Raw genomic sequence first — 25,781 nt, forward strand, 5'->3', positions numbered from 1 at the left:
CGAGCTCTCTCGCCAATCCGAGCACCTGAACGCCGAGGTCCGCCGCTTCCTCGCCGGCGTAAGAGCGGCCTGAGGCCGTCTCCGGCCGCTACATTCGGTGTCCGGCGAGCACGGGTCCCCTCTCCCACACGGGAGAGGGAGCCGGCTCCGGCCAACCTGACCGAAGCGACCGACCGGAGGGGGTATGAGGCCGACCGGCATCGGTCTGAGACCGGCCGACGATGAGGAGAACTCATCGTCGGCCGCCCGCGCGACTGCGCGGCGGCGGGCGTCCGCCGAACGCGCTGAGGACGACCATCGGTCGGGATCAGCGCCGCTTGGTCTGAGAAGCGGGATCCGCTTTTCGGGCCGATTCTGTCAGTCGCGACCGCCGAGCCGCGCCGCCACGATGTCCCGGCCGATGAGGGGCAGCAGGCCCGAGAGGTCCGGGCCGTGCTCCAGCCCTGTCACCGCGAGGCGGAGGGGCATGAACAGGGCCTTACCCTTGGCGCCGGTCCGCTCCTTCACCGCATTGGTCCAGGCTTTCCAGGTCTGGCCGTCCCAGGGCTCGGACGGCAGCACGTCCAGGGCGGCGGCGGCGAAGCCCGCATCCGCGATGACCGGCGTCACCTCCCCGGCCACGATCCGCCACCATTCGGCGGCGTCCCCGACCTTGGTGAGGTTGGGCTGGATCACCGCCCAGAACGCCTGCGCCCGTTCCTCCGGGATGCCCATTCCGAGGAGGCGTTCGCGTGCCTCCTCATACGGCATGGCATGGATCAGGCGGGCATTGAGCCCGTCGAGTTCCTGCGGATCGAATTTCGCCGGCGCCCGCGAGATGTGGGAGAGATCGACCAGGGCGGCGAGTTCGTCGAGGTTAGGCACCGCGCGCACCGCCTCGGCCGAGCCGGTGAGCACGGCGAGGGAGCGCACCGCGCCGGGTTCATAGCCCGCCTCGCGCAGGCCCCGGAGAGAGAGGTGGCCGAGGCGCTTCGACAGACCTTCGCCGTCGGCGGTTGTGAGCAGGTTGTGGTGGCCGAAGATCGGCACCGGCTGGTCCAGGGCCTCGAAGATCTGCACCTGCACGCCGGTATTGGTGACGTGGTCCTCGCCGCGGATGACATGGGTGATCCCCATCTCGGCATCGTCCACCACGGAGGGCAGCGTGTAGAGGTAGCTGCCATCGGCGCGGATCAGCACCGGGTCCGAGAGGGAGGCGCAATCCACATGCGCCGGCCCGCGCACGAGATCGTCCCAGGCGACGGTGCGGGCGTCGAGCTTGAAGCGCCAATGCGGCGTGCGCCCCTCTTCCTCCAAGGCCGCACGCTCGTCATCGGTCAGGCTGAGCGCGGCGCGGTCGTAGATCGGCGGCTGGCCACGGCCGAGCTGGCGCCGCCGGCGACGCTCGAGTTCCTCCTGCGTCTCGTAGCAGGGATAGAGCCGGCCCGCCGCCTTCAGCCGCTCGGCCGCCGCGTCGTGGATGGCGGAGCGGTCCGACTGGCGGGCGAAGAGATCGGGCACGATGCCGAGCCAGGCGAGGTCTTCCTCGATGGCTTTGGCGAATTCCTCCGTCGAGCGCTCCCGGTCGGTGTCGTCGAGGCGCAGCAGGAAGCGCCCGCCATGCGCCCGCGCGAACAAGGCGTTCAACAGCGCCGGACGGGCGTTGCCGATATGGAGATACCCCGTGGGCGAGGGCGCGAAGCGGACGAGAGGGGCGGATGTCATGCCTGCCCGTCTACAGCATCGACCCGAACGGTGGGAACCGGCTTTCGGGAAGACCGGGGCAGGTCGCACATGATAGGTGCCGCTGTCGCAGGAGCCTCGGTGAGCTCAGCCCGAGCGCGTTTGCAGCCCGGCCCAAACACGATCGCGACCGGAACGAATTCCGGTCCTGATCGCATGTCATCAGGAGGCAAAGTCGCGGCCGACCTGCGCCTCGCTCGCTACTCTGGGTCAGGCGGCCACGGCTTGGACCTCAGTCTGAGTCTAGTCCCAGTATCCGACGGAGCCTGGACGTTGCGGGAGACCGGACCGGCCCGTTGGCACGGAAGCTTGCTCGGTGTTCCGGCCCCACGGCCCCTCCAAACCCGATAAGTCCAAGCTTATACATCGCAGGCTGCAGGTTTCATTGCTGTCGCGATAGGATGACGGGTCGCGCCGCGCCGGCGCATCAGACAAAGAGTGCCCAATGCGGCGAGGCTCATTGCCCCTGCCAGGATCCGTGAGGGTCTGACTCCCATGCGCCTGGCCGAGCGATCCAAGGCGACTTCGAAGCCACCGGCGAGATTTGCGACAAGCGGCACGATGGTCGTATCCAAGAAAAACTTCGGCCTCGACGGTCCAGCCGGCTTCTTTAGAAGGTAATCTCGATCAATCATCATCGTAACCTCCGATAATGCCGCACCTGATTTTGCAACTATACATGGATGCATGGGCCGGACGTAGAACCTGACGAGACGGCCGATGTTCCCGCAGCTGTATTGGCACGGAGATCGTTCATTGGATAAGCCCACCTACAAGCCGTACCGCCTTCCATCAGGGGGATGGGGGTCGGCCCGCTCCGTCGGCAACATCCTGCGGCGCGAAGGGGTGCTGGCGAGCGTGCCGATCGCGCTGACCCGCCACAACAAGGTCTACGGCTACCAGTGCAACAGCTGCGCCTGGGTGAAGCCCGCGAGCCCCCTGCCGTTCGAGTTCTGCGAGAACGGCGTCAAGGCGGTCGCCTGGGAGCTGACCGCACATCGCTGCACGCCGAAGTTCTTTGCCGAGCACACCGTCACCGAACTTCGGGGCTGGGACGATTTCCACCTCGAACAGCCGGGCCGCCTGACACACCCGCTCCGCTACGACGCCGCCAGCGACAAGTACGTGCCCGTCTCCTGGGGGCATGCCCTGGAGGAGATCGCCCGGGAGCTGGGTGCAGTCGAGGACCGTCACAAGGGCACGGTGTTCTATAGTTCGGGCCGCCTGTCGAACGAAGCGAGCTACCTGTACCAGCTCTTTGCCCGGCTTTATGGCAACAACAACCTGCCCGACTCGTCCAACATGTGCCACGAGACCACCTCGGTGGCGCTGCCCGCCAGCATCGGACAGGCCGTCGGGACGGTGACCCTGGAAGATATCGGCAAGTCCGACTGCATCCTGTTCTTCGGTCAGAACCCGGGCAGCAACGCTCCCCGCATGCTGCACCCGCTGCAGGAGGCGAGCGAGCGCGGCGTTCCGATCATCACCTACAATCCGCTGCGGGAGCGCGGGCTGGAACGGTTCCTGAACCCGCAATCGCCGACCGAGATGCTGACCGGCAAGGACACCCGGATCAGCTCGCAGTATCACCAGGTCAAGGCTGGCGGCGATCTCGCCGCGTTGGCGGGCATCTGCAAGGCGGTGCTGGACACGCACGAGGCGTCACGGGAAGCGGGCGGCCCGGCCGTGCTGGACGAGGCCTTCATCGCCGAGCACACCCACGGCTTCGAGACTTTCGCCGCCTGGCTTCGCCTCCAGAACTGGGACGAGTTGGAGCGCCGTTCGGGCCTCCACCGCGCGGATATGGAAGCAACGGCGCGCGTCTATTGCCAATCGCACGCCGTGATCGGCGTCTACGGCATGGGGCTGACCCAGCACCGGGCCGGGGTCGAGACCGTGCGGATGCTGGTCAACCTCCTGTTGATGCGCGGTAATCTCGGCCGCGTGGGTGCCGGAATCTGCCCAATTCGCGGACATTCCAACGTGCAGGGCCAGCGCACGGTGGGGATCACCGAAAAGCCCGAACTCTTTCCCCTGGACCGGCTGGGCGAGCAGTTCGGCTTCGAGCCACCGCGAGAGGCCGGCTACAACACCGTGGAGGCCTGCGAAGCGATCCTGAAGGACGAGGTACAGGCCTTCTTCATGCTGGGCGGGAACTTCGTGCGGGCCATTCCCGACCACGGCCAGATGGAGCCGGCCTGGCGCCGCCTGCGGCTCACCGTCAACGTGATCACCAAACTCAACCGATCGGCCCTGCTACCGGGCGCGGTCAGCTACATCCTGCCGGTGATCGGCCGCCTCGAGATCGACGAGACGAAAGCGGGGCAGCAGGTCCTCTCGATGGAGGACACCTCCGCCTGCATTCACGGCAACCGGGGCCTGCGCCGCCCGGCCTCGCCCCACCTCATCAGCGAGGTCCGTCTCATCTGCGAGTTGGCCCGGCGGGTGCTGGAGCCTAATCCGCGCGTGCGCTGGGACGCCTATCAGGAGGATTACGCCGAGATCCGCAAGGAAATCGCGGAGACGCTGCCGGACTCTTTCTGGGATTACGAGCGGCGCATGTGGGAGCCGGGCGGCTTCCAGCGTCACCTGCCTGCGAACAAGCGCGAATGGCATACGGATACGGGCCGGGCGAACCTCGTGACGCCGACCGGCCTGGACGAGGACGCCGACATGCCCGACGTCGGTCACGGCGTCCTGCGCCTGATGACGCTACGCTCGAACGATCAGTTCAACACCACGGTCTACGGCTACGACGATCGTTTCAGGGGCATCAAGAATACCCGTAAAGTGGTGCTGATGAACCGCTCGGACATCGACAGGCTCGGGCTGAAGATCGGACAGGCGGTGACGTTGAAGACCGTCGCCGATGACGGGATCGATCGCCGGCTCTCCGACATGCTCGTGGTCGCCTACGACATCCCCATCGGCTGCATCGGTGGCTACTATCCGGAATGCAACGTGCTGATGCCGATCTGGCACTATGCCATCGGCAGCAAGACTCCGGCGGCCAAGACCATCCCGGTCACCCTGCATGCCGATGACGACCGCGTGCTGGCGCCTCAACTCGAATACGCCACCGGTTGAGGGCGGCCCCGCCCCGCTTCCCAGCAAAGCCCCCCCGAGCATCGCGACATTCGACGGATAAGACCCGCGAGAGACCACCGCAGCCGCGCGACGTTCCGTCGTGGGCTGCGGCCGGCGAGCCCCGCTGCCGCTCGGCCACGCGCCGGGATGACGGGGGTGTCTCGCGACATCCTGCCGGGACCGACCGGCATCCGGGTCTCGCTCACGGCATCGCCCCGATGAGGACCTGATCCGGCGTCGACGAAAGTAATGAGGGTTAATTCAAATACTTAGCAGCACTCATTTGGCCTCAACCCATGTTGTTGTATGCCCGATTGAACTGCGCAAGTCTTCGTTAAATTCCGGCAAGGACGAGGCTGATCGTTGGCTGACTCAGCGGCATGCGCATGATGGCGAAGCTCCCTTCGCCGACGATCCGACGGTGCATCCGTGCCGCCTCACCAGCCATCGGAATAGGTCTCCTCCTCGGGGGCTGCCAGCCGAGCATCCTCGACAGCAAGGGACCCATCGGCGCCGCAGAGAACAACATCCTGCTGATCGCGACGGTCATCATGCTGGCGATCATCGTGCCGACGATGATCGCCACCGTCATCTTCGCGTGGTGGTACCGGGAATCGAACCCGAAGGCGCGCTACCGGCCGGACTGGGCCTTCTCGGGACGTATCGAACTCGTGGTCTGGTCGATCCCGTTGCTGACGATCATCTTCCTCGGCGGGATCGCCTGGATTGGCGCCCATGATCTCGATCCGGCCGTTCCGATCCGCTCGGACAAGAAGCCGATCCAGGTCCAGGTCGTGTCGCTCGATTGGAAATGGCTGTTCATCTACCCCGAACAGCGCGTCGCCGCGGTCAACCAGCTCGTCGTCCCCGTCGATACGCCGATCCAGTTCCACCTGACCTCGAGCAGTGTCTGGAACTCGTTCTTCGTCCCCGGCCTCGGCAGCATGATCTACACGATGCGCGGGATGGTCACCCGGCTCAACCTGCTGGCCGACCGCGAGGGCGACCATCTCGGCCTGTCGACCCATTTCAGCGGCGACGGATTCTCGGACATGAACTTCACCATGAAGTCGGTCTCGCCCGCCGGTTTCGACGCATGGGTCGCCTCGGCCCGGGGCGCAGGTTCGAATCTCGACAAGGCGGCCTACGGCGCGCTGGCCCAGCAGAGCATCGCGGACAAGCCCCGGACCTTCGGCGACATCGATCCCGAACTGTTTCAGGGGATCGTCGATCAGACCGTCCCTCCGGGGCCGGGGCCGACTGAGAAAGCGGACGGTGCGCCGCCGAACGTCCGGCCCAAGGGGGGATCGTAGACATGCTGGGCAAGCTCACCTGGGAGGCCATTCCCCTCAGCCAGCCGCTTCCCCTCGTCGCCTCCGGCGTGGTCGCCCTCCTCGTCCTGGGCGTCCTGGCCTGGATCGTGATCGGCGGACACCTGCCGTATCTCTGGCGGGAATGGATCACCAGCGTCGACCACAAGCGCATCGGCGTCATGTACTGCGCCCTGGCCCTGGCGATGCTCATCCGCGGCTTCTCGGACGCGATCCTGATGCGCACGCAGCAGGCGCTGGCCTACCAATCCCCCGGCTATCTGCCGCCCGAGCATTACGATCAGATCTTTTCGGCCCACGGCACGATCATGATCTTCTTCGGCGCGATGCCGTTCATCGTCGGGTTGATGAATTTCGTCGTCCCCTTGCAGCTCGGCGTGCGCGACGTCGCCTTTCCGACGCTGAATTCGGTGAGCTTCTGGCTCACGGCGACAGGGGCGCTCCTCGTCAACATATCCCTGGTCGTCGGCGAGTTCGCCCGCACCGGCTGGTGGCCCTCGCCGCCCTTGAGCGAGACGACCTACTCACCCGGCGTCGGGGTCGATTACTACCTCTGGGCGATCCAGATCTCCGGCATCGGCACGTTGCTGTCCGGCGTCAATCTCGTGACCACGATCCTGAAGATCCGGGCGCCGGGCATGAGCTACCTGCGCATGCCGATGTTCTGCTGGACCTCGCTCGCCTCGCCGCCGCCGGTGTTCAACTTCGCGGTGATGCCTCGGGTGGAGGGCGAGGAAGCCTACTGGACCATCAAGCAGCGAGCCCGCGAGCAGGCGCGCCTGCGCGAGGAGCCGGATTACGAGCCGGTCGAGATGCCGCTCAACAGCCCCACCGGCTTCATCTGCGCCTTCTTCGCGACGCTGATCGGGTTCGCCATGATCTGGCACATCTGGTGGCTGGCCGGATTCGGAATCGCCGGCGCCTTCGCGACTTTCGTGGTCTTCGCCTGGCGCGACCGGCTCGAATACGAGATCCCGGCCGACCGCGTCGCACGGATCAACCGCGCCAACCGCGCGACCCGGATGCAGGCTCTTGAGAACGCACGGCGGAGAGCCGCATGACGGACGGCCTCGCTCTCTCGGCACAGGCCCGGATCCGGACGGACCCTCACCATCTCGGCCACCATGCCCGGTCGGGCGAAGGCCATGCGACGGCCACGGGCCGGGGAACCGGCGGCCCTTCTCCCAAGCGGATCGTCGTCGGTTACGGGTTCTGGATCTTCCTCCTCAGCGACATCGTGATGTTCGCGGCTTTCTTCTCGGCCTACGCGGTGCTGCAGACGGGCACCGCGGGCGGCCCTACCAGGGCGCAGCTCTTCGACCTCGACAACGTCGCGATAGAGACCGCCTTCCTGTTGATCTCCAGCTTCGTCTGCGGCGTCGCCGGCCTGGCGCTCACGGCCAAGCGGCACCTGATGTTCCAGGCCGCGATGGCGGTGACGTTCCTGTTCGGCGCGGCCTTCCTCGCCCTTGAAATCCGGGAATTCGCGGACCTCATCGATCGGGGCGCGGGGCCGACCCGCAGCGCCTTCCTCTCGGCCTTCTTCACGCTCGTGGGCTGCCACGGCCTGCACGTCTTCGCCGGCCTCCTGTGGCTCCTCACCATGATGGCTCAGGTCGCCACCAAAGGCTTCCGGCCCGACATCCTGCGCCGGGTCATGTGCTTCTCCCTGTTCTGGCATGCCCTCGACATCGTCTGGGTGGCCGTATTCACCGTCGTCTACCTGATGGGGTCGATCGCATGAGCGCCGAGAATCGCCACGAGACGGATACCGCGCCCGGGGACGAGTTCGGCGGGGAGGATATCGGCAAGGGCCTGCGCGGCTATCTCATCGGGCTCGTCCTGGCCTCGCTGCTGACCGCCGCGTCCTTCGCGATCCTGCGTGCCAACTTCGTCTGGGCCCCGGCCATTCCGGTGGCGCTCCTCGTCTTCGCCATCGCCCAGATGGGTGTCCACCTCGTCTTCTTCCTGCACATCACCACCGGGCCGGACAACACCAACAACGTGATGGCCCTGGCCTTCGGCGTCCTGATCGTCATCCTTCTGTTCGGGGGCTCGATCTGGATCATGAACAACATGAACCACAACATGATGCCGCAGACCCCTTCCGCGCCGAAGCATCATTAGGTCCACCGCCGCTCGGCCATGCGCCCGATCCCGCAACCACGCAGCAGGTTGGACAGGACGTGAACGGCGACCGTCCCATCATAGCCGCTCTTCAGTTCGGCCTCGGCCTCACGCTCGGTGTCGTGACCGCGATCGCGGCCGACCTTTTGCTCTGGATGCTGATCTGATTGACGGGAGCCCGAACCGGTCGGCGTTCGACGATCCGGCTCGCACAGCGCCTGAACGAGCCTGATTTGTCGAGGCCCGTCCGCCGGACCTCACCGAGACTGGGTATCAGGCGGGATGGGCGTGTTCCGCCACCGCCGCCTCGGCACCGCCAGCGTCGTGGCGGTCGCTGGGCAGTCCCTCGGCCTGCAGCCGCCACATCCGCTCGAAGACGCCGCCGGCGTGGCGCAGGAAGGCGGGGCTGCCATCCTCGACCACACGGCCCTGGTCGATGACGAGGATGCGGTCGAAACCCGTGAGGGTGGACAGCCGGTGGGCCACGCTGACGACCGTCCGGTGACGCATGATCCGCACCAGGGCGGCCTGGATCGCCATCTCGGATTCGGTATCGAGGGCAGAGGTCGCTTCGTCGAGCAGGATGATCGGAGCATCCTTCAGGAAGGCGCGTGCAATGCCGATCCGCTGACGCTGGCCGCCCGAGAGCTTGGCACCGCGCTCGCCGACGATCGTGTGATAGCCCTGCGGCAGGCGCCGGACGAAACCGTCGCAGGCCGCGGCCCGGGCGGCGGCGAAGACGGCCGCGTCGTCGGCATGCGGGCGGGCGAAGCGGATATTCTCCATCACGCTGCGATGGAGGAGGCTGATGTCCTGGGGCACCACCGCGAGGGCATCGCGAAGCGAATCCTGCGTGATGGAGTCGATGGGCGTCCCATCGATGAGGATGGCCCCCCTCTCCACGTCGTGCAGGCGCTGCAGGAGTTGAATCAGCGTCGACTTGCCCGCGCCGGAAGGGCCGACGATCCCGACCTTCTGCCCGGCCGGAATGGTCAGGCTGACACCGTCGAGCGCGCGCGCACCCGGTCCATAGGCGAAGGAGACATCCCGCAATTCGATCCGGCCGGCGCTGCAGAGCAGGGCGGGAGCGCCCGGCGCGTCGCGTACCGTCCGGGGCTTGGCGATGACCGCCAGGGTTTCCTCGATGAAGCCGAATTGCTGGGCCACGTCCACGAGCGAGAGGGCCATGTCCTTCGAGCTGTGCAGGATGCGCAAGGTCAGGCTCGCGACCATCACGATGTCGCCGGGGCTCGCCTGCCCTCGCCCCCAGAGAACGATCGCCCAGGTCAGGATGCCGGCCGCCATCACCCAGAGGGCGAGGTCGTGGAGGAGACGGGCGATTTCGAGATACATCCAGCTCCGTCGCTGGGCGGCGGCCTCGGCCTCGAAGCCGGTCCGCAGGCGCAGCCATTCGCGGCGGCGCGCCGAGAAGGCCTTGACCGTCCACATGTTGGTGATCGTGTCGACGAGGTCGCCGGCCACGGTCGCCGCCTCCCCCGAATAGGCCCGATGAATCGGCCGGCCGCGCTCCCCGAACACGATCAGGCCAAGGGTCACGGCGGTGACGAAGACGAGGAGGGCCGCCGTGAGCGCGAGGTCGATGGTGGAGAAGATGATCACGGCCCCGCCGACATCCACGAGCGGCGGAATGATCCGCCAGATCAGGGTGTTGATCAGCGCTCCGAAATTGCCGGCCGTGGCCGTGATGCGCTGACCGAGGGAACCGGCGAGGTTCTCGGCGAAGTAACGCATCGATTGCGCGCTGAGCTCGTCGAAGAGTTCGAGGCGCAGGCCGACCCCGACCCCGACCGTCGTGCGGCAGGCGAGCCAGCCGGTCAGCCGGGCGAGCAGGCTCTCGGCGGCGATCAGGCCGAGAAACAGTATCAGCACCCCGGTAACGGCCGACGCGGCGTCGGATGGCAGCGTCATCGCATCGACGAACCGCTTGAGCACGTATTGCTGGCCGACGCCGCAGGCCGCCGAGGCGATCACGAGGGCGAAGAGCAGGCCGAAATGCCAACGCCAGCGCGAGATGTGATGCAGGATGAACCGGCCGGGACCGGACAGGTGCGGGGAGACGAAGGGAGCGTCCGTCATGAGGTACCTGATATGTCCGCAAACAGGCCCTGCTGGCGGGCGAGTTCCGCGGCAAAGTCCGGGTCGCAGGACCGTCGTCCATCGGGATCGGGCGTCGAGAACAGACCGACCGCGCAGGGCCGCTCGTTGTCCCATCCGGGATAGTCGACGACCGGATAGAGGCAGATTCCTTCCACCGGAACGCCCATTCGGCGGGCGGCCCGGACCTCGCCGCAGACGTAATGCAGCCAGGCAGGGCGGGCGCTGCCTTCGGCGCCCGTCTCGGCCACCAGAATGGGGCGTGCGAACCGGGCATGCACGTCGGCCAGCATGTGGCGCAGGGGCCGGTAGGCGTGGTGCCCGAGGGGGATCGTCCCCCCGCCATGGACCCATTGGTTGTCCGGATAGAAGTTCACGCCGACGATATCGAGGCAGCCAGGATCACCGCCGAGTTCCGGACAGAGGCGTCCGCTCACCATGTCCAAAGCTTCGTATTGCACGCTCCGGTAGGCGTTCGCGGCCGCCTCGCCCTCGGGATGCCCGGAAATCACATGGATCAGGGGTTCGGCATGGAGGAAGCGTGCGTCCGGCACGACCTCCCGGATGGACCTCGTCGCGGCAATGGAGGCTCGCACGAGTTGTCGCTTCAGCTCCGGCCCCCGTTCCAGTGCCAGGGGCGCCATGCGGGCGACGTCGCCTCCTGCCCAGGCCCAGTACGAGATCTCGTTGACGGTACAGAAGGCGGGTGTCCCGTCGGTCTCGGCAGCGACGACCCGTGCGGCGTGGGAGGCGAAGGCGGCGAAGCGGGCAACGAAGGCATCCGACCAGATGTCGATGTCGTCGGGCCAGCCGTAATGGCAGAGGTCCCAGATCACCCGCAGGCCGCTGTCACGGGCCGCCCTTAGCATCGGCAGGGCACTCGACCAGTCGTAGCAGCCAGGGGCGACCTCGATCCGGTGCCAACGCAGGCCATCGCGGGCGCCGCCCAGCCCGCGAGCGCGCAGGGCCGCATAATCGGAGGCCGCCCAGATGTCGTGGCCGGTGGCGGCGATCAGGTCGAGGCGGCGTCCATCGGCGCGGCGATGGGTCGAACATTCGAACCCGCCGAGGAACGGCGTCGGGGTGATCGCGTACCCCCTCCCGCATGCCGGTTCCTCGCGGAACGCGCTCACGGCGCCGGTCATTCCGCAGCCTGGCGCGCGGGGAGCGGCGGAGTGGCACCGAGGGCGTCGCGAAGGCGCTGCATGGCGCTGATCCGGGTCGGCATGAGGAGGCCCCGTGAACTCGTCAGGGCTCGGTTGGTGGTCGGCGCTCCACCCTGGATGGCAGGCGGCGCAGGACTCGACAGAAGGCGTGAGATTTCCGCGGCAAAGCTGTCTCGCAGGACCGCACCGCGATTGGCGAGATGCCAGGGCCCGGCCTCGCCATCGATGAGGAGGTCCAGCGCCGCATGGGCGAGATCCGGCAGGTAGCTCAGGGACAGGATCTCGGTCGGCCGGGGCAGTCTTCCGCCGCTCTCCCCGAGGGCTCCGAGAAACTGCTCCGATCCGCTGGCCGGTTCGGGCGCATCGAAGACGAGGCCGGGCCGCACGATCAAGGCGCGCGGGGCGTGGGACCGGATGCGCCTTTCGGCCTCGGCGACGCTTTGCGCATAGAGGCCCTCGGGCCTGACCGGATCGGCCTCGCAGGCGGGGCGACCGAGGCTGCCGTCGAAAACCCGGTCGCTGGAAAAAACCAGGAGTGGAATGTCCGCTGAGGTGCAGGCTGAGGCGACCCGCCCTGCCCGGCCGGCATCGACGAGAAGCGTACCGCCGGGATAACGCCTTGCCGCCGCATCGATATCGAGGCCGGTGGCGTCGATCACCGCCCAGGCTCCGTGCAGGGCGATCAGTTCGGCGAGGGCCGAGACCTCTCCGAACGCGGCCGGAGCGCCGATGTGACGGAGACCACGCTCCTCGCAGATGCGAGCCAGCCCGCGCGCCCGCGCGCCGTCGGAACCGAGGATCAGGACAGGCCTGGCCCGCTCCGTATGGGCAACCGGAGAGGCTTCGGCCTGCTTGTCGTAATAGCGCGACGGTCGGCGCCACCAGCCGGGCATGTCGAGGACCGGATGATCGAACCGTCCCGTGCGCGCGAGCGATGCCGCGGCTTTGGCCAAGGCCGTCGCGCGGGGCAGCGGTGCCCGGATGTCGAAGGCGCCGGGCTCGTAGGTTCCGGCCCGGGCGACGAGCAGGCTGTTCCAGTCCACCGCTCCCATGAGGGACCATAGGGTCACGGCTTTGACCGGAATGTCTTTCACACGGAGAGCCGTGGCGGCATTCCAAAGCTCCGCCAGCCAGCGCAGTTGTTCGTCCCGGCTGCAGCCGTGATGCGCCTCGGTGATCGCCATGGGCGTGCGGTAGCGCTGCCAGACCTCGGTGAGGCGGGCGGCGGGACCCGTACCGCCGTCGCAGAGGGCGACGCGTACGGCCTCCGCATCGGCGTAGCGTTGGCGGCCGTTTCCGCCCCGCAGATCCTTCGGGTACGCGCCGAGCCGACCGTCGAGATAGCGCTCACTCGTGAGATAATGGTTCACACCGATGATGTCGGGCGCACCTTCCCCCTCGCCGAGAAGGGCCAGATCGTCCAACGGAACGCCATGATCGATGAGGCGTCGAAACCAGGGATGGGTACGATCGACCCGCCCGCAGAGGAGATCGAGGCTAAGCCAGCGTCGCTCGTTCTCGTAGGCCGCCTGGTTGGCGAGGGCGGGCGTGCTGAAGGTCCGCCCGATATCCTCGGTCTGGACGAGGCGGGCATCCGGGATCACCCGGCGGATCGCCCGCATGGCGAGGAGGGTCGCCTTGCATTGGTTGACAACCATGCGCAGGAAAGCGGCCTCGCTGCGCAGGTGAGGGTACCAATGGCCGTAGAGACCGCTGAATCGCGCCGTGGTCAGCGGTTCGTTGACCGGCGTGACGTCGCGTAGCCAGGGGAAGCGCCTGGCGACCGAGCCGGCATAATCCTCCAACAGGCGAGGCAGGGCCGGATCGAGGAGGCTGGTGTAGCGCGGGCCGCTACCGTGATGAAGCAGGCCGACGATCGGGACGATGCCGTGGCGCTGCAGGCGGGCCAGCCGCGCATCGTGCCAGGACCAATCCCGCGCATCCGGATCATGCGGGGCGACCGTCTCCCACAGAAGAGGATAGCGCAGGGTACGGATTCCGAGCCGCGCGACGGCATCGATATCCCCCATGCGCCAGCGGTGACCGGTCTCGCGGATCTGATCGCGGAACCGGTCTTGAATCCGGGCAACCGTACATTCGAAACCACCCCACAGTTCAGGGGGTGCGGCTGATGAATTCATCGTCCAATCCGCGACCGCCGGTTTAGGCATTTGTCGGGTTTCATACTAATCATGACCCGATATCTGAAAAGATGTCACATGTTATTCGAATAATAATATGCATCGGCCACGGTAATATCATTAACTTATGCGATAGACGGCATGTTTAGCTGAAAATATTGGTTTTTTATTGATCCTGATCTGCCTGTGCTGCTTCGCTTGAGCGATGGCTGGCGGAGTTGAGGAGGGAATTCATCTGTGAAGCAAGAAGCTGGACCGACGCCGCCTTCATCTATTGGACAGGGACTTTCCGCCATCAATGCGATCCCGACGTTGCGGCATTCGCGCCTCGACTTCGAGTATCGGGGTGCGTCGCAGAGCGATGCTCGCCCATTGCTGGTCTGTTTCTCACATCTACGCTGGAATTTCGTCTGGCAGCGTCCACAGCATCTTCTCAGCCATGCCTCCGAACGGTTCGACGTCGTCTTCGTCGAGGAGCCCATCTTCGAGGCGGGAGCCATGGCGCGGCTGGAGCGCAAGCGGATTGGGCCGTCCCTGCAGCTCCTCGTCCCGGTCATCGATCCCGCGGATGCACATGAGGCCGTCTGGATCCTGCAAGGCCTCCTCGCACAAGAACTGGACGCCCTCGGCCATACGACGCGGATCTTCTGGTACTATACGCCGGCAGCCATTGCCTTCACTTCCGAACTACCGCGCGATCTGACGCTCTACGACAACATGGATGAGCTGTCGGCCTTCAAGGGTGCATCGGACACGCTGGTCGCTCAGGAGACGGCTCTGCTGGGACAGGCCGACCTCGTCTTCACCGGCGGGCACAGCCTCCATGCCGCGAAATGCGACCGACATCCGAACATCCATTGCTTCCCATCCTCAGTCGATGCGGCGCATTTCGCCCGCGCTCGGGGAAGCGTCACGGCTGACCCTGCCGATCAGGCTGCGATCCCGCATCCGCGCCTGGGATTCTTCGGCGTCGTGGATGAACGTTTCGACGCCGATTTCCTCGACGAACTCGCCGACCTGCGGCCGGACTGGCAGTTCGTCATTCTCGGTCCGGTGGTCAAGATCGATCCGGCCGGATTGCCGAGAGGGCCGAACATCCACTGGCTCGGGCCGAAGTCTTACGCCGAGCTTCCGGACTACTTGGCGCATTGGGATCTCGGCCTGATGCCCTTCGCCCTCAACGCCTCGACACGCTTCATCAGCCCGACGAAGACGCCAGAGTTCCTGGCCGCCGGACTGCCGGTCGTCTCGACGCCGATCGTCGACGTGGTGCGCAGCTACGGCGAGATCGGTCTCGTCGAGATTGCCGAAACGCCGATCCAGGCCGTCCTCGCAGCCGAAGCCTTGATGGCGCGCCCGCGAGAGCCCTGGCTCACCCAGGTCGATACTCGCCTCGCGGGCGGTTCCTGGGAGCGGACCTGGGCCGACATGGAGGCGAAAATCATGGCCGCCCTGGGCATCCCGATACTTGCTTCCTATTCGCCGCCGCTCCGCGAGACGGCCTGATCTTCCTTTTCCACTTTGTCGCGCGCCTCTCCACGCCGCCGCCCGGGCGACGGCGTCGGGCCGCTGCATGAGGGCTTGAAAGCGATGTATGACTGGCTGATCGTTGGAGCGGGTTTCGCGGGCAGTGTCCTGGCCGAAAGGATCGCACGGGAGCGCGACGAGCGAGTCCTCCTCGTCGACCGGCGCAACCACATCGGCGGCAACGCCTATGATTGCCTGAATAAAGATGGCTTGCTGATCCACCAATACGGGCCGCACATCTTCCACACCAACGCGAAATCCGTGTTCGACTATCTCTCCGGCTACACCGCGTGGCGCCCCTACGAGCACCGTGTACTGGCCGAAGTGGATGGCCAGCGCGTTCCGATCCCCATCAACCTCGACACGATCAACCGGCTCTACGGGCTCGATCTCGATTCCTCACAGCTCGAAGCGTGGCTCGCGGCACGGGCGGAGCCGGTGGAGGAGATCCGGACGGCGGAGGATGTCGTTGTCTCCACAGTTGGGCGCGAACTCTACGAAAAGTTCTTCCGTGGTTATACGCGCAAGCAATGGGGGCTCGATCCCTCACAGCTCGACAAATCCGTGACGGCACGCGTGCCGACACGGACGAACCGAGACGACCGCTACTTCAACGACATCTATCAGGCGATGCCGAAGCATGGCTACACGGCGATGTTCACCGCCATGCTCGATCATCCGAACATCACCCTGGCTCTCGATACCGATTACCGGAGCCTCAGCCGTTCCGTGCGGGCCTGCCGCACGATCTTCACGGGACCGATCGACGCCTTCTTCGACACCTGCTACGGCCCGCTGCCCTATCGCAGCCTGCGCTTCGAGCATGTCACGCGAGACGTGCCCTGGCACCAACCCGTCGGGGTGGTCAACTATCCCCAGACCGAGGATTACACGCGCGTCACCGAGTACAAGCATCTCACGGGGCAGCAGCACGCTCATACTGCGCTGACCTACGAATATCCGGTCGCGGAGGGTGAGCCCTACTATCCGATCCCCTGCGCCGAGCATCAGGCGCTCTACAAGCGGTATGAGCGCCGGGCCCTGGAAGAGCAAAGGGTTTGGTTCGTCGGACGCCTGGCGACCTATCGTTACTACAACATGGACCAGATCGTCGGGCAGGCTTTGGCCACGTTCCGGCGGATCGATGCGGAGGTGTCGCGGCGCGACGGGCGAGCGCGCCCGTCGGCGGGCCATGAATTGGCCGCGCCGAGCCCCGCCTGAGGGGCCGGATCGCGACCTCCGACGGGAGGCTCAATCGGAGACCGCTGCGCCGCCATCCGCTTCTTCTTCGGTCGGTAATTCGCAGCGGTTGTGGATGTCGGTGGCCGCAATGGCTCCGTGGCCCATGGCGACGACCACCTGATCGAGGCCCCGCACCACGCCGCCGGCCGCATAGAGACCCGGCACCGTGGTCCGGTTGTGCTCGTCGACGATCAGGGCGCCCGTCCCGTCATGGCGGGCACCCATGGCGAGGGCGAGTTCGGAGCGGATCGTCAAACCCAGGGCCGAATAGAGCACCTCGAAACGGTGCTCCGCGCCGTCCGCCGTTCGCAGCACGGTGATCCGGCCGTCCCCGATGTCGAGGCCGAGCACCGGCTCGTGCACCACCGTGATCCCATGTCGTTCCACCTGCTCGCGCTGGCGCGCGTCGAGCGCCATGCCCTGGCCGAGGGTCAGGAGGGTGACGTCCCGGGAATAGGTTCGAGCGACGAAGACGGCCTCGCCGAGGCCGCGGTCGCCATAGCCGATGACGGCGATCCGCTTGTCCTTCGCTTCGTAGCCGTCGCAGATCGGGCAATACCGCACGAGCCCGCGCCGGATCGCGTCGGGCAGGTCCGGCAGGTTCGGCTCGATGTCGTCGGCACCCGTGGCGAGCAGCACGCGGTGCGCGCGGATCTGGTGTTGGGCGCCCCCGCCCTCGACCGTAGCGATGAAACGGCCGTTGTGTCTTTCCAGCTTCGTGACCGTCCCGTCGACGATCTTCGCACCGAACCGGAAAGCATGCTCGCGCTGGCGGGTCAGGATTTCCGGGCCGGATATTCCTGCGCTGAAGAACGGAATATTGTGACTCGTCGGGATCCAGGACGTTCGCGCCTGACCGGAATCGACGACTAGGAAGCGGCGTTCGAACCGGGCCAGGTACAAGGCCGCCGTCAATCCTGCCGGCCCACCGCCGATCACGAGGCAATCGAGGCAAGTATCCCTGCTCACCGGTGATGCGATCGTCATCCCGTCATCCGTCCTGAAAGTTACCCCCGATACGCTCCGCGCCGCTCGATTCCCCATCGCCGCCGCACATTCGAGAGGGGGTCACGGCTGCATCGCAGGCCATCGCCGAGCCCTGCCCACGAGGAGCAACGCCATTCTCAGGAGGTGCGGGGGGCAGAACAACAACCTGAATCAATCGAGGCGGCGAAGCTTGGTGAAAGATCGGTGGCGACGAATGCTGTCACGTTGAGATGTCGTTGTATGCCGCGTGACGGAGGAAGCCCTGATTTGGCGCCCGTATGGCGAAAGGGGCGATGGATGACCGTGCCCCCTGTCGACCATCGCAGAGTCTCGCGGCCGAGACGGGTTGCGCGACGAAAATTCGATGACAACAACACTTATTAAAATATGTGCTTATCATTGTTGAGGGATGATTTTGCGCGGATGCCAATCTATTTTAACGCTCGGCCGGATCGGGGGTGATAGTCGGTAGAGATAGTCCGCCGACGGTGCGTGGTCTTGCGTGCAGGCTCGCTGTCTCTCCGCGGGTGGCAGAGGCGGCGCTCCGTCGAGCGTCAAAACCGCCAGTGATCCGATGCCGCTGATCCGCAAGCTCATGAATGTCATGACTTTGTCCGAGGATGAGCGCCATGCCATCCAAGGATTACCCAGGACATACCGCCGCCTCGCTGCTCGCCAGGAGATCACGTCCGAGGGTCACGGTTCATCGCAATGCTCCGTCATCCTCGACGGGTGGGCGTGCCGTTTCAAAACCCTGCAGGACGGTCGGCGACAGATCCTGTCCCTGCATCTCCCAGGTGATATCCCCGATCTGCAAAAGCTGCATTTACCGGCGATGGAGCATAGCCTCGGCACCCTGACGGAATGCACGGTTGCCTTCATTCCCCATCACGCTCTCCGTGGTCTGACAGAGCATTTTCCTGCCATCGCGGCGGCCCTTTGGCGGGATACTCTGCTCGACGCTGCGATCCTCCGCGAATGGATGGTCAATATCGGCCGACGCTCCTCGACGGGGCGGATCTCCCATCTGCTCTGTGAGATCTACACGAAGCTCACCGCCATCGGCTTGGCGCAGGATGGTCGCTGCAGGTTTCCCCTGACGACGGGAGATCTTACCGATGCCACCGGACTTACGGCGGGCGATGCCGGTCAGGTCCTGCGAGACTTGAGGGCCCGCGGCCTGATTTCTTTGGCCGGTGATGAACTCGTCATCGAGAACTGGCGAGCCTTGAGCGAACTCGTCGGGTTCGATCCCACCTATCTGTATCTGGCACCCAGCAAGGCGGGCCGGACCGGTTTACCGGATGGAGCGGCCTTCACGAAGGCGCCCTCCGTCGAGCCGGCGAATCGAGAGCGGTGCCTTCCAGACGCCATCAACGGCATTAACCAAGGTCAATGCAGGCTATAATATCAGCGTTCATAAGGATCTCTTATACTCTTTGCGCCGTGAGACCCGCGAGTTTGAAGTGAACAGGTGCATCGTTTCGGCTCTGCTTCTTGTGTCGCTCTGGACGTCGGGGACGCCTGGATCAGCCCAGGGTACGATCGCATCGGCTCAACCGAGTGGCTCCGCCAAGGTATTTCCGGTTCCGCCTTCGTCCGCAGCGCCTCCCGACGACGGCCAATGGACGATGCCGGCCAAGAATGTCGCGAGCACCCGTTACAGTGAACTCTCCGAGATCACGCCGGAGAACGTCGGAAACCTGCGCGTCACGTTCACCTTCTCGGTGGGCGTCAATCGCGGTCAGGAATCGTCACCACTCGTGATCGGCGGGACGATGTACGTCCTCTCGCCCTACCCCAACATCCTTTACGCACTCGACCTGACGAAGCCGGGCGCGCCCTTGAAATGGCAGTACAATCCGAAGCCCGAGGCTGCGTCCCAGGGCGTCGCATGCTGTGATGTGGTCAATCGCGGGCCGACTTTCGCGGATGGCCATGTCTTCTTCAACACCCTCGACGGCAACGTCGTCTCGGTCGATGCCGAGACCGGGCGTGAGGCGTGGAAGACGAAGGTCGGTAACATCCACATCGGCGAGACCATGACGATGGCGCCTCTCGTCGCCAGGGGCAAAGTCTTCGTCGGTAATTCAGGCGGCGAATTCGGCGTGCGCGGCTGGATCCAGGCGCTCGACCAGCAAAGCGGCAAGGTCGCCTGGAAGGCCTTCAATACGGGGCCGGACAAGGACGTGCTGATCGGGCCTGCGTTCAAGCCGTTTTACGACATGGACAAGGGCCAGGATCTCGGGGTGACGTCGTGGCCGCCCCAGGCCTGGGAGCAGGGCGGCGGCACGGTCTGGGGGTGGCTCTCCTACGACCCCGATCTCGATCTCCTCTATCACGGCACCGGCAATCCCGGTCCCTGGAACGCCGACCAGCGGCCCGGCGACAACAAGTGGACGTCCGGCATCTTCGCCCGCGAGGCGGAAACGGGTCAGGCGCGCTGGTTCTACCAGTGGAGCCCGCACGATCTCTACGATTGGGACGGGATCAACGAGCAGATCCTGCTCGACATGACCTGGCAAGGGCAGCCCAGGAAGGTGCTCGTCCGGCCGGAGCGCAACGGCTACGTCTACATCCTCGACCGGGTGACCGGCGAGGTTCTCTCGGCAAAGCCCTTCCACGCCATCACGACCACGACGGGCGTCGATCTGAAAACCGGTCGTCTGCAATACATTCCCGAGAAGAAGCCCGAGATGGGCAAGGTGATGCGCGACATCTGCCCCAACGCCTCCGGTGCCAAGGACTGGAGTCCCTCGGCCTACTCTCCCAAGACCGGCCTCCTCTACATGCCGCATACCAATCTCTGCATGGACGAGGAGCACATGCAGGCGAACTACATCGCCGGCACGCCTTATCTCGGCTCCGAGACGCGGATGAAGCCGGGGCCCGGTGGCCACCGGGGCGTTTACACCGCCTGGGACGTCGCCAACGAACGTGTGGCCTGGTCGATCAAGGAAAATTTCCCGGTCTGGAGCGGAACCCTCGTCACCGCCGGCGACGTCTCCTTCTACGGGACCATGGACGGCTGGTTCAAAGCCGTGAACGCCAGGACGGGCGAGGTCGTCTGGCAGTTCAAGACCGGCTCCGGGATCATCGGGCAGCCGACCACCTATCGGGGTCCGGACGGGCGCCAGCACGTGGCGATCCTGTCCGGCGTCGGAGGCTGGCCGGGCGTCGTCGTTTCCGCCGATCTCGACCCGCGCGACGGCACCGGTGCCCTTGGCTTCCTCAACGCCATGCGAGACCTCAAGGAGGCCACCACCAAGGGGGGAATGCTCTATGATTTCGCCCTCCCATAAGAGCGGGGCAGCCCTCCTGTGCTGCTTGGCGATGGTTGCTGCATCCGGCGCACAGGCGCGTGAGCTGCGGGTCTGCGCGGACCCTAACAACCTGCCCTTCTCGAACGAGCGCGGTGAAGGGTTCGAGAACCGCATCGTCGAACTCATCGCCAGGGATCTGAAGGCGACCGTCGCCTATACTTGGTGGGCGCAGCGGCGCGGCTTCCTACGCAACACGATCCGCGCCGGGACATGCGATCTCGTTCCCGGCATGCCGGTAGGGCTCGGGGGACTGCGTCCGACGCGGCCGTATTATCGTTCCGCCTACGTCTTCGTGTCGCGTGCGGATGGGCCGGCGGTCGCCTCCCTGGACGACCCGGCCCTGGCCCGCCTCCGGATCGGGGTGCAGCTGGCCGGCAACGATGCGGCGACCACTCCGCCCGGCCAGGCCCTCGCCCGGCGCGGCCTCACCGACAACGTCCGCGGCTTCGTGCTGACGGGTGATTACGCCGAACCCAACCCGCCGGCTCGGATCATCGACGCTGTGGCGAAGGGCGAGATCGATGTGGCGATCGCCTGGGGGCCGATGGCCGGGTATTTCGCAGCGCGATCCGATGTCCGGCTGCGAGTCACACCGGTCTCGCCGCTGATCGACGGCCCGATGCGTCCGATGGTCTTCGACATCGTCATGGGCCTGCGTCGGGAGGACGAGGCGCTCCGCCAGGAAGTCGGCGCGTCGCTCGCCGGGCGTCGCCAGCAGATCGACGCGATTCTGGCCGAGTACCACGTGCCCCGTGCCGAGGAGGCGGTCGCGCAACCCGTCGCGGCGCGATGACGGCGCGTCTGCCCGCGCTGATCCTCGTCGGCATCGTTCTGACGGCTTGCCAACGCGAGGAGCGGGAGGCTCGGCCGAGCCCGGTCGGATCGGAAAGCCAGGAGCAGGTCGCCCTCGTCGGGCTCTCGCCCGGAGAGCCCGGGCCGATGGTCCAGACCAGCGGCAAGGCCCGGCTATTCGAGGGCAACGCCTACCAGATGAGCCAGGGCAAGAAGCTGTTCACCTGGTTCAACTGCAACGGCTGCCACGGCCAGGGCGGCGGCGGCATGGGTCCCGCCCTAATGGACGATCGCTGGATCTATGGCGGCTCCATCGAGAACATCGTCCAGACGCTGCGTGAAGGGCGACCCAACGGCATGCCGTCCTTCCGGGGACGGGCCACGGAAGACCAGATCTGGCAGCTCGCCGCCTATGTCCGGTCGATGAGCGGCAACGCTCCGGCGAGCGCAGCGCCCGCCCGGAGCGACACCCTGCACCCGCACCCTTCCGAGAACCGGACCAGCCCGAGCCCACCGGTCTCCGGCGGCATCGTCCCGCCGTCCGGGCAGATGCCGCAATGAGCGCGTCGCTCCCCGCCCGGCATGGCCTGGCCCTGGTCTCCATCCTGCCTCTGACCGGCTGCAACCTGATGCAGTCCCCCCTGAACCCTGTCAGCCCCCAGGCCCGTGACCTGCTCTGGCTGTTCTGGATCTTCACCGGAATCCTCTTCGCGATCTGGCTCGCGGTGATGCTGGCGCTGCTTGCGAGCCTGCGGGCGCGCCGCGCTCTCGATGCCGATCCGCTCGGCGTCGATCTCCGTCGCGAAAACCGGACAGCCGCCCTCGTGGCCGGACTGGCCGTCGCCACCGGGCTCGTCGTGCTGGTCCTGACCGGCCTCAGCTATGCCGGGCAGCGGCGCCTGTCCGCGTCCGAGGCCCCTGGCCTGACCATTCGGGTGCTCGGCCATCAATGGTGGTGGGAGCTCGAATACGAAGGTGCGGATCCCAGCCGCAGCTTCACCACCGCCAATGAGATTCATGTGCCGGTGGGCGTGCCGGTTCTGCTGAAGCTCGAATCGACGGACGTCATTCATTCCTTCTGGGTCGCCAGCCTGATGGGCAAGATGGACCTCATCCCCGGGCGCAGCACCACCCTCCGTTTCACCGCCGACCGTGCGGGCACTTATCGCGGCCAATGCGCCGAGTTCTGCGGCCTGCAGCACGCCAAGATGGGTATGCTGGTGATCGCCCAGGAGCCGGAGGCCTTCGGCCGCTGGCGGGACGCGCAGGTCCACCCCCGCATCGAGCCGGCGAGCGCCGCTGCCAGCGCAGGCGAGGCCGCCTTCACCGCCGCCCCCTGCTCCATGTGCCACCAGATTCGCGGGACGGGGGCCGCCGGCCGCATCGGCCCGGATCTCACGCATCTGGGCTCGCGCAGCACGCTTGGCGCCGCCACGTTGCCGATGAGCCGCGGCAATCTCGCGGCCTGGATCGTGGACCCGCACGGCATCAAGCCGGGCGTGAACATGCCTCTGGTCAAGCTCGACCCCGATCAGATCAACACCATCTCGGCTTACCTCGAGGGCCTCAAATGAGCGAGGCCACCACCGCCATCGGCGACCCGCCCGATGTGGCGCGCGAGGGCCCGCCCCTCACCGCTCGGCTTGCCCGGATATGGGGCACCCGGGAGGGGATCATCGGCTGGCTCTCCAGCGTCGACCACAAAGTGATCGGTCGCCGCTACATCGCCACTGCCTTCCTGTTCCTGTTTCTGGGCGGCCTCACCGCCATCGTGATGCGCCTGCAGCTGGCGCGGCCCGAGGGCAAGCTCGTCGGGCCCGACACCTACAACCAGCTTTTCACGATGCACGGCTCCACCATGATGTTCCTGTTCGGCGTGCCGATCGGGGAAGCCATGGCGGTCTACCTCGTGCCGCTGATGGTCGGCACCCGCAACATCGCCTTCCCGCGCCTCAACGCCTTCAGCTACTGGATCTACCTGTCGGGAGGGATGTTCCTGTGGATCTCCTTCATGCTCAACATCGGCCCCGATGTCGGCTGGTTCGCCTACGTCCCCCTGGCGGGTCCCGAATACTCGCCCGGCAAGCGCGCCGACGTCTGGGCGCAGATGATCACTTTCACGGAGCTGTCGGGACTCTGTGTGGCGGTGGAGATCATCGTCACCGTGCTCAAGCAGCGCGCGCCGGGCATGAGCCTCGACCGTATTCCGCTCTTCGTCTGGGCGCTGTTCATCAACTCCTTCATCATCATCTTCGCGTTGCCTGCGGTGATGATCGCCTCGACTCCTTCATCATCATCTTCGCGTTGCCTGCGGTGATGATCGCCTCGACGTTTCTCATCCTTGACCGGCTGATCGGAACGCATCTGTTCAACCCGGCCGAGGGCGGTGACGCGCTGCTGTATCAGCACCTGTTCTGGTTCTTCGGCCACCCCGAGGTCTACATCATCTTCCTGCCGGGAACCGCTTTCGTCTCGGCCATCATCCCGACCTTCGCGCGCCGCGAGATCTTCGGTTACCTCGCCCTCGTCCTCTCTTTGGTCGCCACCGGGTTCCTCTCCTTCGGGCTGTGGGTCCACCACATGTTCACGACGGGACTCCCACAACTGGGAGCGGCCTTCTTCACCGCCTCCAGCATGCTGATCGCCGTCCCCAACGGGCTGCAGATCTTCTGCTGGATCGCGACGCTATGGGATGGACGCCCCATCTGGCGCACACCGCTCCTGTTCGTGATGGGCTTCTTCTTCATCTTCGTGGCGGGCGGCCTCTCGGGCATCATGCTCGCCTCCGTGCCGATCAATACCCAGGTGCACGACACCCACTTCGTCGTGGCGCATTTCCACTACGTGCTCATCGGCGGCAACGTCTTTCCGCTCCTCGGGGCGATCTACTACTGGTTCCCGAAATTCACCGGCCGGATGCTGTCGGAGCGACTCGGTGCCTGGAACTTCTGGCTCGCCTTCACAGGCTTCAACATCACCTTCTTTCCGATGCACATCAGCGGGCTGATGGGTATGCCGCGGCGTGTCTATACTTACGGTCCCGAGATGGGATGGGCGAACCTCCAGATGCTCTCGACGGCGGGCGCCCTCCTGTTGCTGGCGAGCTTCCTGGTCTTCCTCTGGAATGTCGTCGCGAGTCGTCGTCACGGCGCGGTGGCGGGCCCGAACCCCTGGGGCGCCAGCACGCTCGAATGGGCCACGGCCTCGCCGCCGCCACCGCAGAACTTCGACCATATTCCCTTCGTGACCCATCGCGAGCCGCTCTGGGCGGAGCGGCAGGGACTGCCGGTGGTGACGGGACTGAGCACGCGCTACCGTGAATTGGTGGTCACCAGCGTGTCGGAGGCCGAGCCGCAACTGCGCGAGACCTCGCCCGCCCCCTCGATCTGGCCGCTAATCGCCGCTCTCGTCGTCGGCACCACCTTCATCGGGTCGATTTTCACGCCCTACGCCGTCCTCTGGGGAGCGATCCCGATCGCCGCGGCCCTCATCGCCTGGTTCTGGCCCAAGGACACGCCGGAGGACGAGGAATGACCCTCCCGCCTCGCGACCCGCCGCCGTTTTCCGCCGTCGCGCCGGCGCGCATCGTCCGCGACCTCTCGCATCTTCCAACCTATGGGTTCGGGCCCAAGAGCCCGATGTGGTGGGGCACCCTCGGCTTCTTCGTCACCGAGGGAATGGCCTTCGCACTGGCGCTGGGGACTTACTTCTACCTCGTCCAGCAGAACCAGGCTTGGCCGCTCGCACCCGTAGCGCCGGATCATTGGGCGGGCACGCTCAACACGGCATTGCTGCTGGCGAGCCTGTGGCCCAACGCCATCGTCGATCGCGATGCCCATCACGAGGATCTTCCCCGCGTCCGGCGAGGGCTGATCCTGATGTCGCTCATCGCGCTCGCCGCCCTTGGCCTGCGACTCTACGAGTTCGCCGGTCTGGGTGTCCGCTGGGACCAGAACGCTTACGGCTCGATCACCTGGGTCCTGCTCGCGCTTCACCTGACGCATCTCGTCACCGATGCCGGCGACACCCTCGTCCTGACCGTCCTGATGTTCACGCACCATGCGAAGGGCCCCGCCAAGGGACGACGTTTCAGCGACGTGAGCGACAATGCCTTCTACTGGTATTTCGTCGTGGCCTCGTGGCTGCCGATCTACCTCGTCGTGTACTGGGTCCCCCGGTGGTGACGTCGTCCGTACGGAAACTGCTCGCGCGCGGGCTCCC

At 65.9% G+C, this 25,781-nt stretch carries 18 protein-coding genes and 1 pseudogene; 14 read left to right on the forward strand and 5 right to left on the reverse strand.

The window, feature by feature from the left end:
* Positions 1 to 357: 357 nt before the first annotated feature.
* Positions 358 to 1,704, reverse strand: a complete 1,347-nt coding sequence (gltX, locus tag RQI43_RS22680) for a glutamate--tRNA ligase (RefSeq protein WP_056454360.1) — start codon at positions 1,702 to 1,704, stop codon at positions 358 to 360.
* Positions 1,705 to 2,442: 738 nt separating this feature from the next.
* Between gltX and RQI43_RS22685 the strand changes: the two genes are divergently transcribed.
* The 5 genes from RQI43_RS22685 to cyoD all read left to right on the forward strand — a co-directional run bounded on the left by RQI43_RS22685 (position 2,443) and on the right by cyoD (position 8,267).
* Positions 2,443 to 4,809, forward strand: a complete 2,367-nt coding sequence (locus RQI43_RS22685; protein ID WP_311276681.1) for an FdhF/YdeP family oxidoreductase — start codon at positions 2,443 to 2,445, stop codon at positions 4,807 to 4,809.
* A 386-nt stretch (positions 4,810 to 5,195) separates the two neighbouring features.
* The gene (cyoA, locus tag RQI43_RS22690) at positions 5,196 to 6,122 is read left to right on the forward strand and encodes a ubiquinol oxidase subunit II (RefSeq protein ID WP_311276682.1); all 927 of its coding nucleotides are present in this window, start codon (positions 5,196 to 5,198) and stop codon (positions 6,120 to 6,122) included.
* A 2-nt stretch (positions 6,123 to 6,124) separates the two neighbouring features.
* Positions 6,125 to 7,201, forward strand: coding sequence for a cbb3-type cytochrome c oxidase subunit I (locus tag RQI43_RS22695; RefSeq protein WP_311276683.1), 1,077 nt, complete (start codon positions 6,125 to 6,127; stop codon positions 7,199 to 7,201).
* The gene (gene cyoC / locus RQI43_RS22700; protein WP_311276684.1) at positions 7,198 to 7,884 is read left to right on the forward strand and encodes a cytochrome o ubiquinol oxidase subunit III; all 687 of its coding nucleotides are present in this window, start codon (positions 7,198 to 7,200) and stop codon (positions 7,882 to 7,884) included. The genes RQI43_RS22695 and cyoC overlap by 4 nt, the downstream gene beginning before the upstream one ends.
* Positions 7,881 to 8,267: a cytochrome o ubiquinol oxidase subunit IV gene (gene cyoD, locus RQI43_RS22705; RefSeq protein WP_311276685.1), complete on the forward strand. Its 387-nt coding sequence runs from the start codon at positions 7,881 to 7,883 to the stop codon at positions 8,265 to 8,267. The genes cyoC and cyoD overlap by 4 nt, the downstream gene beginning before the upstream one ends.
* Before the next feature lie 273 nt (positions 8,268 to 8,540).
* Here cyoD and RQI43_RS22710 read toward each other — a convergent pair whose 3' ends face one another.
* From RQI43_RS22710 to RQI43_RS22720, 3 genes are read right to left on the reverse strand one after another with little or no spacing between them, the layout of a single operon-like run.
* Positions 8,541 to 10,364, reverse strand: coding sequence for an ABC transporter ATP-binding protein (locus RQI43_RS22710; protein ID WP_311276686.1), 1,824 nt, complete (start codon positions 10,362 to 10,364; stop codon positions 8,541 to 8,543).
* Positions 10,361 to 11,515, reverse strand: a complete 1,155-nt coding sequence (locus RQI43_RS22715; protein ID WP_311276687.1) for a beta-glucosidase — start codon at positions 11,513 to 11,515, stop codon at positions 10,361 to 10,363. The genes RQI43_RS22710 and RQI43_RS22715 overlap by 4 nt, the downstream gene beginning before the upstream one ends.
* Positions 11,516 to 11,523: 8 nt before the next feature.
* On the reverse strand, positions 11,524 to 13,689 hold the full coding sequence (locus tag RQI43_RS22720) for a family 1 glycosylhydrolase (protein WP_311276688.1): 2,166 nt from the start codon (positions 13,687 to 13,689) through the stop codon (positions 11,524 to 11,526).
* Positions 13,690 to 14,001: 312 nt separating this feature from the next.
* On the opposite strand from RQI43_RS22720, the gene RQI43_RS22725 reads away from it, so the two are divergent.
* Positions 14,002 to 15,195, forward strand: coding sequence for a glycosyltransferase (locus RQI43_RS22725; protein WP_311276689.1), 1,194 nt, complete (start codon positions 14,002 to 14,004; stop codon positions 15,193 to 15,195).
* Positions 15,196 to 15,279: 84 nt separating this feature from the next.
* Entirely contained in the window at positions 15,280 to 16,437 is a 1,158-nt protein-coding gene (glf, locus tag RQI43_RS22730; protein WP_311276713.1) for a UDP-galactopyranose mutase, read from the forward strand.
* Between the two features lie 30 nt (positions 16,438 to 16,467).
* Here the strand turns inward: glf and RQI43_RS22735 are convergent, their stop codons facing one another.
* Positions 16,468 to 17,445: an NAD(P)/FAD-dependent oxidoreductase gene (locus tag RQI43_RS22735; protein ID WP_311276690.1), complete on the reverse strand. Its 978-nt coding sequence runs from the start codon at positions 17,443 to 17,445 to the stop codon at positions 16,468 to 16,470.
* 574 nt (positions 17,446 to 18,019) lie between these two features.
* Here RQI43_RS22735 and RQI43_RS22740 point away from each other — a divergent pair.
* The 7 genes and pseudogenes from RQI43_RS22740 (at position 18,020) to RQI43_RS22770 (ending at position 25,744) form a co-directional block, all read left to right on the forward strand.
* Positions 18,020 to 18,853, forward strand: a complete 834-nt coding sequence (locus RQI43_RS22740) for a Crp/Fnr family transcriptional regulator (RefSeq protein ID WP_311276691.1) — start codon at positions 18,020 to 18,022, stop codon at positions 18,851 to 18,853.
* Between the two features lie 136 nt (positions 18,854 to 18,989).
* A complete protein-coding gene (locus tag RQI43_RS22745; protein ID WP_311276714.1) occupies positions 18,990 to 20,747 on the forward strand; it encodes a PQQ-dependent dehydrogenase, methanol/ethanol family in 1,758 nt (585 codons plus the stop codon).
* Positions 20,728 to 21,561, forward strand: coding sequence for a substrate-binding domain-containing protein (locus RQI43_RS22750; protein WP_311276692.1), 834 nt, complete (start codon positions 20,728 to 20,730; stop codon positions 21,559 to 21,561). The genes RQI43_RS22745 and RQI43_RS22750 overlap by 20 nt, the downstream gene beginning before the upstream one ends.
* Positions 21,558 to 22,121, forward strand: a complete 564-nt coding sequence (locus RQI43_RS22755) for a c-type cytochrome (RefSeq protein WP_311276693.1) — start codon at positions 21,558 to 21,560, stop codon at positions 22,119 to 22,121. Before RQI43_RS22750 ends, RQI43_RS22755 begins: the two co-directional genes overlap by 4 nt.
* Entirely contained in the window at positions 22,118 to 23,134 is a 1,017-nt protein-coding gene (gene coxB, locus RQI43_RS22760; RefSeq protein ID WP_311276694.1) for a cytochrome c oxidase subunit II, read from the forward strand. Before RQI43_RS22755 ends, coxB begins: the two co-directional genes overlap by 4 nt.
* A pseudogene (ctaD, locus tag RQI43_RS22765) lies at positions 23,131 to 25,094 on the forward strand (cytochrome c oxidase subunit I). Before coxB ends, ctaD begins: the two are co-directional and overlap by 4 nt.
* Positions 25,091 to 25,744, forward strand: coding sequence for a cytochrome c oxidase subunit 3 (locus RQI43_RS22770; protein ID WP_311276695.1), 654 nt, complete (start codon positions 25,091 to 25,093; stop codon positions 25,742 to 25,744). Before ctaD ends, RQI43_RS22770 begins: the two are co-directional and overlap by 4 nt.
* Positions 25,745 to 25,781: the final 37 nt, after the last annotated feature.

Source organism: Methylobacterium sp. WCS2018Hpa-22 (assembly GCF_031843785.1).
Taxonomy (GTDB): domain Bacteria; phylum Pseudomonadota; class Alphaproteobacteria; order Rhizobiales; family Beijerinckiaceae; genus Methylobacterium.